Here is a 12299-nt window from a genome sequence, read left to right as displayed (position 1 = left end):
AGGAGTGCCGCAATGACTCTCGACGCCGGACTGGATCGCGACGAGGTGATCGCGCTCATTCGCCGGGCTCTCGACGAGGACCTGCGCTACGGACCCGATATCACCACCGCCGCAACGGTTCCCGCCGATGCGGTGGCCAAGGCCGAGATGGCTTCGCGCCAGCCCGGCACCGTCGCCGGACTCGATGTCGGGCTGCTGGTGCTGGACGAGGTGATCGGCGCGGGCAATTACGAGGTCACCGGCCGGGTCGCGGACGGCACCCGGGTGCAGCCCGGCGATACCGTCCTGAGCCTGGTCGCGCCGACCCGCGGTCTGCTCACCGCGGAGCGCACCATGCTCAATCTGGTCTGCCATCTGTCCGGTATCGCGACGGCGACCGCCGCCTGGGTGGACGCGGTGGCGGGCACCGATTGCCGGATTCGCGACAGTCGCAAGACCCTGCCCGGTCTGCGGGCGCTGCAGAAGTACGCGGTGCGCGCCGGTGGCGGCGTCAACCATCGGATGGGGCTCGGCGATGCCGCGCTCATCAAGGACAACCATGTGGTGGCCGCCGGTTCGGTGGTCGCGGCGCTGCGCGCGGTGCGCGAGCTGAACCCGACCATCGAATGCGAGGTCGAGGTGGACAGTCTGGAGCAGCTCGATGCCGTCCTCGATGAGGATGTGCGGCTGGTACTGCTGGACAACTTCCCGCTCTGGGCGACCCAGGCGGCGGTGCAGCGGCGCAATAATCGTTCACCGGGGACCAAGCTGGAATCCTCGGGCGGTCTTTCGCTGGATATGGCGGCGGAGTACGCGGGTACCGGGGTGGATTATCTCGCGGTCGGCGCACTCACCCATTCGGTCCAGGTATTGGACCTGGGTTTGGATATGTAAATCGCCATCCGAAATGTCTGAAATTCCCGAATTCAACCAGGAATTTCACTGCGAGTTCAGCGACGGTATTGCGGGGCCTCGGCAATCCAGCCGGTGCCACCGCATACCGAACACCACTGCACCGCGCCGTTGACCAGGCCATAATCGCCCTGGCCGTCGCACATTGCGCAGTACCGCCAGCCCCTATTCGGCGCCACGGTATCGAAAAGGATATTCAGAAAACCTTGGATCGCCATACGCGCACACTCCTCGCTCGGAATCCAAACTCACCAAGGGTGCGATATTCGCCGAGTGAAGTAAAGCGGAATCCAGAGGCCTTTACACGCCGAATTCGTGTGAATCCAGGTGCAACACCTGGCACGCCTCCAGAACGGCCGCGACTTCGTGGGCGGCCAATGCGCCATTCACCGCACCGATCATGATTCCCAATTGCATTACGGCCCGCGCCTGAATGGGAGTATCGGTGCATTTGGCGATTTGCGCCATTACATAGGCGCGCCCGAAGGCCGGATCCATACTCATGCGAGAGCAGTTGTCCTCGAAGAGATTTCGCAGCTCATCGGCCGGAAACTGTTGCAGCGCGGGGTCGGCGCCGATGCGCTGGGCCAGGCGTGCGCGATGCTCGGGATCGATACCGCCGTCCGCCGCCGCCACCAGGGCGCACAGGGCGATGGTGGCATCCCGGAACGACCCGCCGCGCAGGTCGTTTCGCCGGGTGAGCAGCTGCTCGCGCCACAGCACCGACTGCTCCGGCAACCGGCCGAGGGAGATCGAATGGGGGACCAGGCGGTTCAGGAAGGCCATGACACACTCCGAAAGATCTCCCGGACTCACAGACCCCCGCGTCGGTGTCCGGACTGTGCAGATGTACGAACAGACCCTAACAGTCCGATACCCACCGGGGACTGGGAAATTCCTGCGCGAAATCCGGCATTCGCTGATTGCCGCACGTGAGAACGATTCCGCCCGTGCGGCATTCGAACCCTTCGTCAGGCGGTGAGTTCGCGTTCCAGGGGTGTGCGGAAGCGGGGAATCGGGCGGACTTCGCCGTACCAGGTGGTCAGGCGGGCGGCTTCGGCCGCGACGTGGGATTCGGCTTCGGAGCCGATGTCCTCGAGTAGGCGCCAGACGATTTCGCCGTCGGTGCGCTGCGCCCAGCCGCCGACGATACGGCCGTCGCACCAGATGGTCGGCCCGACATTGCCATTGCGGTCGAAGAGCGCCGGACCGTGCTCGCCCAGATACCAGTCGCGCGATTGCCAGCCCATGGGTGTGGGGTCCAGGGCGGGCAGTAGGGCGACCCACGGGTCGGGGGCGGGTACGGGATCCAGGTCGTCGGCGAGTATCAGTCCGGTCTCACCACCGAGATCCACCTCGGCGGTATCGAGCCGTGCGAGGGTTTTGCGGACCTCGCCCAGCGTCCAGCCCGTCCACCATTTGATATCGCTCTCCGGTGCGGGGCCGAAGGCGTACAGCCACTTTCGCACCAGCTCGGCGCGCGCCTGTTCGGCGGTGAGCGACGGAATACCGTTGGGCAGCCAAGATTCGATCGGCGCCCAGGTGTATTGGCTGCTGCTCCAACTCCCATTGGGCCGTCCGCGCACGATGCGGCCCTCCGCGCCCAGAATCACCAGCACCCAGGTGGTGATACTGGTCGGCTTGGAGTACGACTTGCCCGGCGCGGTATCGACCTGCGTGCGCAGCCGCGGCACCAGCTTGCTCAATTGCGCCCCGGTGGCGGTGCCGCGAGTCAGCAGCGCCTGATGCGTCTCGGCCTCCACCTCGCTCAGCCAGGCGGACACATCGCCGCCCACCCCCTCGGCGTTCTCCAGATAACGACCGTAGGTCTTGCGCTGCTTATGCGCCAGCGCGTCCGCGCACGAGGCCTGGAGCGCCGGAACCAATTCGATCGGCGCGACGAACATGGTGCGCCGCATGGCCAGCATGCGCAGCAGCGTCCGATCCTCGTACAGCGCCTTCTCCACATGCCCGGGCTCGAGGCTCCGGCCGCGCGCGGCCACCGACAGGAATACCGTCGCCGGATCGGTGGCGTGCAATACCACCAGTGACCGCGCGATCGCACGCACATCATCGGTGCGCTCGGCCAGGGCCAGCCGATGCCGTACCCCGACCCGAGCCCGCCGCTCCGCCACATCCATCGAACGCATGGGCGAATATTAGCCGCCACGTACGACATTCGGCGCGCACCGCGCCCCCACGCGCTCGAATCGGGGCGGCGCCGCGTATTACAGCTTGGATCGATCCGGCGGACACTCGCCGCCGGGTCCGTGAACCGGCATCCGGTACATGTCATGATTCGGCGATGTCAGGTCGGCGATGGGCGGTTTTCGGCACGGCTCTCGGCGTTCTCGCCGCCATGATCCTTGCCGCGCCGGAGGTTTCGGCCGAACGGCCGGTTCGGGTGCGCGAGGTGACCCTCACCGTCGACGGTGAACAGGCCACCGGGCGGGTGTACGAGCCCGACGGCGGAGCGCGGGATCTGATCGTGGCGGTGCACGGACATGCCGGGAGCGCCGCCGATTTCCCGGAATACATGGCCTCGATCGCGGAGCACACCGGTGCGGCATTGCTGACCATGGATCAGCGCTCGGCCACCGGCCGCTGGCGCACCGGCGAGTGGAATGTCTGGGCGGGCTGGCAGGACATCGTCGCCGCGACCCAGTGGTATCGGGGTGAGCATCCCGGCGGCCGCACCGTGCTGTGGGGCTGGAGTCAGGGCGGACTGACCAGCGGCCTGGCCGCCGCCTACGCCCCGCCCGGCACCTACGACTACTGGGTCGACACCTTCGGCCAGGCCGACGATTTCACCTCCTGGACCGAAGCCCCGCTCGCCGGTCCCGACCTGCGCCCGCAGATCGAACGCGATGCGGGCGGTTGCGGCCCAGCGACCTGCCCCGCGGCCTACGCCGCGCGCTCCCCGGCCTTGCAGGCGTCGCGAATCACCGTGCGGCGCACCGTTCTGCTGCACGGCACCGCCGACCCCCTGGTCCCGATCACCTCATCGCTGGAGATGCGCGCGGCCCTGGCGACCGCCGGAAAACCGGTGTCGATGTACACCGTCGTCAGCGGTCGCGACCTGGATGGCAGCGTCGGCCCCGCCGGGCACGGACTCGGCCCGGTCTTCTACGAATCCGGTTGTGTCGTGGAGCGATTGCTCTTCGACACCGAACCTCCCGGCCCCGACTTCCTGGTCGATGCCGCGAACGGCGTCGATACCGCTCCGCCACCGCCGCCGAACTCCAAGTGCGCCAACTGACCTGGTCCATCCGATCGGTTCCGGCCGCCGCCCGGCGGTCCCGGGCGCATACCGCCCAGCGATCTCCGGGCAAACTTGGGAAGAATGCGTGAAATCGGAACATCTTCGTGTTGTGACGAGTTGGCGCAGTAGAAGGTGAATGAAAACGGAGGCTGTGATGACGAACCGGGTGGATCCGTCCTATCTGTGGAGCGGTGCGGAGTTGGATCTCGACGCGTATCTGCACCGCATCGGATTCACCGGTGAGCGCACGCCGACCCTGGCCACGCTGCGCGCGCTCGTCCACGCGCACACCACCACCATCCCGTTCGAGAACCTGGAGTCGATTCTGGGCCGCGGCGTACCGCTGGACCTGGAATCATTGCAGGACAAGCTGATCCGGCAGCGCCGCGGCGGTTACTGCTATGAGAACGTGCTGCTGTTCGCCGCCGCGCTCGAGCGGTTCGGCTTCGAGTTCACCGGCATCTCCGCCCGAGTCACCATGGGCGCCAGTGGATTGCGGCCCGCCACGCACGCGCTGCTGCGGGTGCGCCCGGTCGATGACGAGCGCGCCTGGCTCTGCGATGTCGGTTTCGGCTCCGGTCCGCTCGAACCGATCGAGCTCACTCCCGATCGCGGCGAATTCTCGCTCGGCGCATGGCGTTACCGGCTCGAGCTCGGGGCGGACGCGCTCGGCGGTGAGCTCTGGACGCTCTTCCAGTTCGGCCGGGACGGCTGGGTGGATCGCTATACCTTCGGGCCGAATCCGCAGTATCGAGCGGACTATACGGTCGGTAATCACTTCGTCTCGACCTCGCCGCGCTCGCCGTTCACCGCACGCCCGTTCATCCAGCGCTTCCTGCCCGAGGTGCACCATCAGATCGATGCCACCACCTGGACGATCAGCCATCCGGACGGAACGGGCGAAGTGCGCAAATTGGACACGGCCGAACTGTCCAAGGTGCTCGCCGAGGTGTTCGATATCGAACTCACCGACGCCGATGCGGCGCAGCTCACCCGCGCGCAATGGTCCGCCGCGACACGCGAGATCTGAAATCCCGTCCCATGCGGTGAGATCCGGGTTTGTGCGGCAGAATTCGCTGTCATGTCATGGAACTACTCTGAGCAGCGGATTCACGTGGCCCGTCACATAAACGTCACCGGGCTGCGGTGTAGATCTCACCGAGATCTCGCTCATATCTCACGCTGACGTCGGCGCGACGCCTACGGCCCGCTACACTCATGCGGGGAAACACGCGGGCAACCGCGTCGTCACAGTCACCATCGCGCAGAATTTCGGAGTAGTGCCATCGAAACCGGCCAAGTGATCGCAGGGCATTACCGCCTGGTCGAACGGATTGGTAGCGGCGGCACAGGCGTCGTCTGGCGAGCCGTCGACGAGCGGCTGGAGCGTTCGGTGGCGATCAAACAGATCATCACCCAGCCGAGCCTGTCCGCGGCCGACAAGGACATCGTGCGTCAGCGCGCTGCCCGCGAGGCCCGCAATGCCGCTCGCTTCCAGCATCCCAACGCCATCGTGGTGTTCGACATTACCGAGCACGAGGGCGATCCATGCCTCGTGATGGAGTACCTGCCATCGCAGAGTCTGGCGGTGGTGCTCTCCTCACAGGGCACCCTGCCGCTGCCGCAGGTCGCCCGCATCGGTGAACAGGTCGCGTCGGCGTTGATCGCCGCGCACCGGGTCGGCATCGTGCATCGAGATGTCAAGCCGGGCAATATCCTGCTCGGCGACAACGGGGCGGTGAAGATCACCGACTTCGGCATCTCCAAGGCCAAGGGCGATGTCACCCTCACTGCCACCGGACTCATCTCCGGCACCGCCGCCTACCTCGCACCCGAGGTCGCGCGCGGCGCCGAACCGAGTCCGCCTGCCGACGTATTCGCCTTGGGCGCAACGCTTTTCCATGCCCTCGAGGGTGAACCGCCCTACGGCACCAACCCGAACCCACTGGCCCTGCTGTACGCGGCGGCCAATGGTCAGATCAGCACGCCGCGCAATGCCGGACCGCTGAGCGATCTGCTGCTGGCCCTGCTCGGCTTCGAGCCGGAGGACCGGCCGAGCATGACCGAGGTCCGCGACATCATGGCGGAGTTCGCGGAGATCGGCCCGGATGCCGAGGCCACCCGGGTCATGGCCGCACGCCGCAATGGCGGGGTCATGACGCCGCCGGCCAAACCCGCCGGTGCTCGGCCCGCGCCGCAGCGCGGCAATACCCGGCAACTGGATCGCCGCGGCGCCAATGCGGACATTCCGACCGGGGCCATGAGTCAGGCGCAGCTGTTGGAGACCCCGCCGCCGCGCCCGCCCGTCAACGGCGGTCCGCCGACGCGCTCCACTCCGCGTCCGGATATCGAACCGCGCTCGAACAAGAAGATCGTGTGGGCGGCCCTGATCGCGGCGGTCGTCGTGGTCGGCGCCGTGGTCGCGGGCATTCTGAGTTCCTCGGGCTCGGACAGCACCGGCGGAACCTCCGGTGACACCAGTGCCACCAAGGCCTCGGTGCAGACCACCACCGGTAAGGGCACCGCGGGCGCACTCGGCCAAACCAAGAGCGCCGGACAGGTCACCGTGCAGAGCGGCGCGGATACGGTCCAGGCGTTCTACGACGGGCTGGTCTACCTCAGCTTCGGCGATGCCTGGAACAAGCTCACCCCCGCCGCACAGCAGGTGTACGGCAGCCAGTCGGCCTTCCAGTCCTACTGGACCGACAATCGCGTGCAGCGGTACTCCACCATCACCGGTGCGCGCGGAGCTTCGGACAGCGTGAATTCCGATGGCTCGGCCGATATTTCGGTCGGCAGCGTCTCGGCGGGCGGGCAGACCAAATCCTTCACCCTGCGGGTGATCGACGCGGGCGGCGGCACCCTCAAGATCGACAGCGATACCAAGATGTAGTCGTACCATCGCATAACCACCGCGCCGCACCGGGATTCCGGTGCGGCGCAGTGCGTTTGCGGGCCGGGCCACGGTTTCCGCGGGGCTGTTGCGCGCCTGCCCGGGTGGTTAGGCCGGCGATATGAACGTGCGCCGGCTGCTCAGCGATGAGCGCGGGGAACCGGTCGAGTTGTCGCGGTCGCTGAGCGATGCGGAGTGGGAGACCCCGTCGCTCTGTGCGGGCCGGCGGGTGCGAGATGTGATGGGGCATCTGCAAACCGATGCGGTGGGGCTGCCGAGCTATCTGCTCATCGGAGCGCAGGCGGGATCGGTCGACGGCACCAATGCCGCACTGGTGGAACAGTTCTCGACCCTGCCCACGGCCGAACTGGTGGATCGGCTGGAGCGGGCGCCCGGGTGGTTCTCGCGGTATATGCCCAAGACCGCGCTCGCGGCCGCCTTCGTGCACCAGCAGGATATTCGGCGACCACTCGGGCGCGAGCGCGAGGTTCCGGCGGAACGGTTGATCGCGGTCCTGGACCATCCCGATCCGTTCGCCCGGCCCCGGCGGTATCGGAAGGGATGCGCTGGGAGGCAACCGATGTCGACTGGTCGCGCGGTACCGGACCGCTGGTGCGCGGACCCGGGGAGCCTTGGCGCTGGCCATGGTCGGCCGGATCGTCGCACTCGATGACCTCTCCGGCGACGGTGTGCCCGATTGCGGGCGCGCTGCGCCTAGACGGATTGGGTCTCGGCGGCCAGGCTGCTCAGCAGGCGTAATGCGTTGGCGCTGGGCGAATCCGCCTCGACGGTGTGCGCGATCAAGCCCTGATCCGGATCGTCCGGCAGGCGCAGGGTTTCGAAGCCGAGATCGATCCGGCCGACCACCGGGTGCAGATACACGTACCGGCCGTGCGTCTTGTCCTTGAGCGCGTGCTCATCCCACACCGCGCGGAATTCCGGGCTGGTGTCGAGCAGTTCGGCGATGAGATCGGCGATGCCGGAATCGCCGGGATGGCGGGAGGCGTCCAATCGCAGATACGCCACCACATCGGCGGCCTTGGCGGGCCAGTCCTCGTACAGCGCGCGCATGCCCTCGTCCAGGAAGATCAGCCGGGCCAGGTTCCGCTCGCGCGGGGGCAGGGCGGAGAAGTCGGTGATCAGCGCCGCCGCCAGCCGATTCCAGGCCAGGACGTTGGTGCCCCGGCCGACGATGTACGCGGGCACATCCGACGCCGACTCCAGCAGCCGCCGCAAACCCGGCCGAACCTGCTGCTCGCCGGGCTGCTCCTCTTCGGACCACGGCCGGGCCAGCCGATAGAAGTGCTCGCGCTCCACGGGATTCAAGCGCAGCGCCCGCGCCACCGCATCGAGCACCGATTCCGAGAAGTGCAGGGTGCGACCCTGCTCCAAACGCACATAGTGATCCACGCTCACCCCGGCCAGCAGCGCCAACTCCTCGCGCCGCAGACCGGGGACCCGGCGTCGCGCCCCGTGATCGATAAAACCCACTTCCTGCGGGCTCAATCGAGCCCGCCGAGAGCGCAGGAATTCACCGAGTTCGGCACGACGGTCCAAGGTCATGCGTTCAGTATCGCGGGTCGGCCCGCGGCTATTCCTGGTCACGTCAGGCCCAGCCTTCCGGGTGGCTGTCAATCCTGCGGGGAAACCGTCATCGCGGCGCCGCTTGTGCAGGGATCGACGCAACCCGTTGATGAATCCTTGGCGTGGATCCCGGCCGCCGACATGCCGGGATGACGAAGGGCCTCGAGCGCGCGGGCGCGCCGGTCAGCGACAGAGGATGTCCTGGTCGGGGCGTGTGCCGTCGCGGAGGAAGCGTTCGACGGCATCGTTCGCGCAGGCGCTCGGGGAGGGGTATGCGCCGTGGCCACCGGCATCGACGGAGATCATGCGGGCGCGGTCGCCGTAGGCATGGCGCAGCTCGAGCGCGCCGCTGTACGGTGTGGCCGGATCGCGCAGGTTCTGGATCATGAGCACATTCGACGGGCCGTCGGGGGTGACGACCGTCTGCTCGACCGCCGGGTAGGGCCAGAACGTGCAGGGGGACAGGTTCTGCGGCAAACCGGCAGTGAGGGGATGCTCGGCCCGGCTCCGCGCCACCGCGCTCACATAGTCCGAAATCGTGGTGGGCCAGGCGGCGTCATTGCAGATGGTGCCTACCGCGACCGCGGTGCGCTGCTGGACGGCGCTCTCCGGCGGGCCGGGCTCGGCGGCGGGCAGGGTGGTCGAGGCCGTGGCAGCCGCCCGGATCATGCGCGCCAGATCCGGGAAGCGGTCATCGCGGTAGAGGCCGTCCAGCAGCATTTGCCGGAGCCCATTGCCGGTCAGCCGACCCAGCTGCGATCCGGGCCAGGGCAGTGGTGCGCCGTCGAGTCGCGCTGCGAGGGTGAGGAATTCGGTGCGGACCGCCTCAGTGGTCTCGGCGAGGCGATCGGGGTTGGCGGGATCGGACGCCCAGCGTGCGAAATCCGGGAACCGATCCGTCACGCCGACGGCGTAATTGGCGTTCCACACTTGCTCCACCCGTCCCGGAGCGGGATCGTCATTGCTGTCCAACAGGATTCGATCGGTACGCGCGGCGAACAGGGTCGCGTACACCGAGGTCGCGTAGGTGCCGTAGGACTCACCCCACATCGAGATCCTGTCCTGGCCCAGCGCCGCTCGAATACGATCCATATCGCGGGCCTCGGTGCGGGTGCTCATACTGCGCACCAGCGCACCGCCGTTCTCGGCGCAGCCCTTCGCGATGCGCTGGGCCACAGCGATATTCGCCGAGATGTCCCCGTCACCGCCCGGCCAGCCCCGGAATCGCTCCAGGATCAGGTCGTCGGGGTTCAGCCGGCAATCGGCCGTGGTGCTCGCGCCCAGACCGCGCGGATCGAAGCTGACCAGATCGTAGGCATCGCGCACCGCCGCGGGCAGGGTCGCGCTCGCGGCGCTCGGCTGGTTCAGACCCGGTCCGCCCGGGCCGCCGGGAACCAGCAGCATGACGCCGTGCCGGGACTCCGGATGCGCGCTGCGAATACGGGAGAGGGCGAGGGTGATCTGCTCGCCCTCGGGATGGGAGTAGTCCAGCGGCACCTGAATATTCGCGCATTCCTGCCGGGGATCGAGTCCGCTGCCCCGACAGGTCTGCCACTCCGGGGCCGCCGCGGCGGGGGACGTGCGGCAGGCCGAGATCATCGAAACCGACAGCACCGTAAGTGCCGCAAGGGCTCCGAGACGATATGTGCTCTTCACTCCATCGACGCTAGGAATCGCGCGCATCCGCCCGCATCACCCTGCGGAGCTGTCCGGGCCTGCCCCCACGGTCGCATCCTGGTCATACCGTGCCCAGGCTCGCGCGGCACTGTTTACCCCGATCGCGCCGTACGAAAGTAGTGGTCACAGCCGGAACGGATCCGGCTCCGCGGCTCGCCGCGAGAGGTTTCCATCGGGAGATTGCAATGACCACAGCAGCACGCGACAACTCCGTCCAGGGCGCGGATCGGGCGAACACCCGGCCCCTGGGCGACACCGGAATGGCCATCACCCCGCTGGGCTTGGGCACCTGGGTGATCGCGGGTTCCGGCTGGGAGTACTCGTGGGGCGCCACCGATGACGCCGAATCCATCGCCGCCATCCGGCACGCGGTGGACAGCGGGCTCAACTGGCTCGACACCGCTCCCGCCTACGGCCTCGGCCATGCCGAAACCCTGGTCGGCCGAGCGATTTCCGACCTCCCCGAGGCGGACCGCCCGTATCTGTTCACCAAGACCGGGCTCATCTGGGAGGAGGGCGACGATCGCACCGGTCCGCCGCGCCGCATCATGCGCCCGGAAGTCATTCGCGCCGAACTGGAGTCGTCGCTGCGCCGGCTGCGCGTCGACCATATCGACCTGTACCAGGTGCACTGGCCGGATACCGGCGCGGTCTTCGTCTACGGCGGCGAGGGCGAGGGTGTGGCCGAGCCGACCCCGCTGGAGGAGTACTGGCAGCTGATGGCCGACTTCAAGAAGGAGGGCAAGGTCCGCGCCATCGGCCTGTCCAATCATTCGGTGGCGGAACTGCTTCGGGCCGAAGCGGTGGCGCACGTGGATGCCATCCAGCCGCCGTTCTCCGCCATCAACCGCGGCTCCGCCCCCGAAATCGCCTGGGCGAAGGCGCATTCCACCGGCGTGATCGCCTACTCGCCGATGCACTCCGGCCTGCTCACCGGCGCCTTCACCGCCGACCGCGTACTCGCCGCCGACGACTGGCGTTCCGGCAGCGCCGATTTCACCACCGGCCTGCCCGCCAACCTGGCCCTGGTCGATGCCCTGCGCCCCATCGCCACCCGCCACGGCGTAACCGTCGCCGAGGTCGCCCTCGCCTGGGTCAACGCCTGGCCCGGTATCACCGGTGCCATCGTCGGAGCCCGCAGCACCACCCAGATCGACGGCTGGACAGGCGCTCTCGCCCTGGAGCTCACCTCGGCCGACCTCGACGAGATCGCCACCGCCATCACCACCACCGGAGCGGGCACCGGCCCCAGCCGCGCCTGACTTCCCACCTCCCCCCATCGTCCTCGTCATCCCGGCGTGTTTGTGGCCGGGATCCACACCCCGGACCCCCAACGGGTTTCGGCGGATCCCGGCCTCAACTCCCTGGTGGCTGGCCATTTTCGAAACTCCGAGGAGCACCCCAATGTCCCTGCATGTCGTCGCCGAACTCCGCGCGCACCCCGGCCAGGAGGATCGCCTCCGCACCGCGCTGGAAGCCATGATCGAACCATCGCTCGCCGAGCCCAATTGCCTGAGCTATCAGCCGTTCGGCAACCCGAACGAGCCCGCGCACATGGTCGTGGTCGAGGAATGGGCGAGTGCCTCCGACCTGGAGGAGCATTTCAACACTCCCCATTTCCGGCATATCGCGGGTGTGCTCGAAGGCATCCTCGCCGAGCCGATGATCATCCACCGCCTCGTCGCCGAGTGACACCCACCTGGACATGCGATCACCGGGAACTCGCGGCGGGATTTCACCCCCGGTCCCGCCATGAGTTCCCGGTGATCAATTGATCAGGTCACGTGCCGGGCGAGTGGGGTGATCTATGGGTAGTGTCGGGCGCATGGTTGCGCGGGTTCGGACGGCGGTGGTGCTGGTATGTGCCCTTGTCATCGCCGCGTGGGCGGTGCTCTACCTCGCCGCGGCGCAGCCGAACTCGTTGATCGTGCTGGGCGCGGCCGTGCTGGTCGCGCTGACCGCGGCGGTCATCGCCGCGCGCGGGCCGGTGCT

12 protein-coding genes are annotated in these 12299 nt (G+C 67.7%); 7 read left to right on the top strand and 5 right to left on the bottom strand.

What is annotated here, in order from left to right; genetic code table 11:
- Positions 1 to 12 precede the first annotated feature (12 nt).
- The gene (gene nadC / locus NA10_RS28370; RefSeq protein WP_067573376.1) at positions 13 to 873 is read left to right on the top strand and encodes a carboxylating nicotinate-nucleotide diphosphorylase; all 861 of its coding nucleotides are present in this window, start codon (positions 13 to 15) and stop codon (positions 871 to 873) included.
- Positions 874 to 929: 56 nt separating this feature from the next.
- Here nadC and NA10_RS37155 read toward each other — a convergent pair whose 3' ends face one another.
- The 3 genes from NA10_RS37155 to NA10_RS28360 form a co-directional block, all read right to left on the bottom strand.
- Positions 930 to 1109, bottom strand: coding sequence for a hypothetical protein (locus NA10_RS37155; protein WP_157556785.1), 180 nt, complete (start codon positions 1107 to 1109; stop codon positions 930 to 932).
- A gap of 82 nt (positions 1110 to 1191) precedes the next feature.
- Positions 1192 to 1677 (bottom strand): tellurite resistance TerB family protein, encoded by a 486-nt coding sequence (locus NA10_RS28365; protein WP_084515340.1) that lies wholly within the window; start codon positions 1675 to 1677, stop codon positions 1192 to 1194.
- A gap of 185 nt (positions 1678 to 1862) precedes the next feature.
- Positions 1863 to 3041, bottom strand: coding sequence for a winged helix DNA-binding domain-containing protein (locus NA10_RS28360; protein WP_067573374.1), 1179 nt, complete (start codon positions 3039 to 3041; stop codon positions 1863 to 1865).
- A 155-nt stretch (positions 3042 to 3196) separates the two neighbouring features.
- Here NA10_RS28360 and NA10_RS28355 point away from each other — a divergent pair, with 155 nt between their 5' ends.
- From NA10_RS28355 to NA10_RS28340, 4 genes are all read left to right on the top strand, one after another.
- Positions 3197 to 4150, top strand: coding sequence for an alpha/beta hydrolase family protein (locus NA10_RS28355; protein WP_067573372.1), 954 nt, complete (start codon positions 3197 to 3199; stop codon positions 4148 to 4150).
- A 157-nt stretch (positions 4151 to 4307) separates the two neighbouring features.
- The gene (locus tag NA10_RS28350) at positions 4308 to 5183 is read left to right on the top strand and encodes an arylamine N-acetyltransferase family protein (RefSeq protein ID WP_067573370.1); all 876 of its coding nucleotides are present in this window, start codon (positions 4308 to 4310) and stop codon (positions 5181 to 5183) included.
- A gap of 270 nt (positions 5184 to 5453) precedes the next feature.
- On the top strand, positions 5454 to 7046 hold the full coding sequence (locus tag NA10_RS28345) for a serine/threonine-protein kinase (RefSeq protein WP_067573369.1): 1593 nt from the start codon (positions 5454 to 5456) through the stop codon (positions 7044 to 7046).
- A 121-nt stretch (positions 7047 to 7167) separates the two neighbouring features.
- Positions 7168 to 7719, top strand: a complete 552-nt coding sequence (locus NA10_RS28340; protein ID WP_067573367.1) for a maleylpyruvate isomerase family mycothiol-dependent enzyme — start codon at positions 7168 to 7170, stop codon at positions 7717 to 7719.
- Positions 7720 to 7760: 41 nt separating this feature from the next.
- Here the strand turns inward: NA10_RS28340 and NA10_RS28335 are convergent, their stop codons facing one another.
- Positions 7761 to 8609, bottom strand: a complete 849-nt coding sequence (locus NA10_RS28335) for a helix-turn-helix transcriptional regulator (protein WP_067573365.1) — start codon at positions 8607 to 8609, stop codon at positions 7761 to 7763.
- A gap of 204 nt (positions 8610 to 8813) precedes the next feature.
- The gene (locus NA10_RS28330) at positions 8814 to 10286 is read right to left on the bottom strand and encodes an alpha/beta hydrolase (RefSeq protein WP_218021601.1); all 1473 of its coding nucleotides are present in this window, start codon (positions 10284 to 10286) and stop codon (positions 8814 to 8816) included.
- A 206-nt stretch (positions 10287 to 10492) separates the two neighbouring features.
- Here NA10_RS28330 and NA10_RS28325 point away from each other — a divergent pair, with 206 nt between their 5' ends.
- Both NA10_RS28325 and NA10_RS28320 read left to right on the top strand, forming a co-directional pair.
- A complete protein-coding gene (locus NA10_RS28325) occupies positions 10493 to 11569 on the top strand; it encodes an aldo/keto reductase (protein ID WP_067573361.1) in 1077 nt (358 codons plus the stop codon).
- Between the two features lie 142 nt (positions 11570 to 11711).
- Positions 11712 to 11999, top strand: a complete 288-nt coding sequence (locus tag NA10_RS28320) for a putative quinol monooxygenase (RefSeq protein ID WP_067573359.1) — start codon at positions 11712 to 11714, stop codon at positions 11997 to 11999.
- Positions 12000 to 12299 lie beyond the last annotated feature (300 nt).

This window comes from Nocardia acidivorans NBRC 108247, from assembly GCF_001625085.1.
Taxonomy (GTDB): domain Bacteria; phylum Actinomycetota; class Actinomycetes; order Mycobacteriales; family Mycobacteriaceae; genus Nocardia; species Nocardia acidivorans.
Note: the sequence above shows the minus strand (reverse complement) of the source record. Positions and strands in the feature narration are given on the sequence as shown.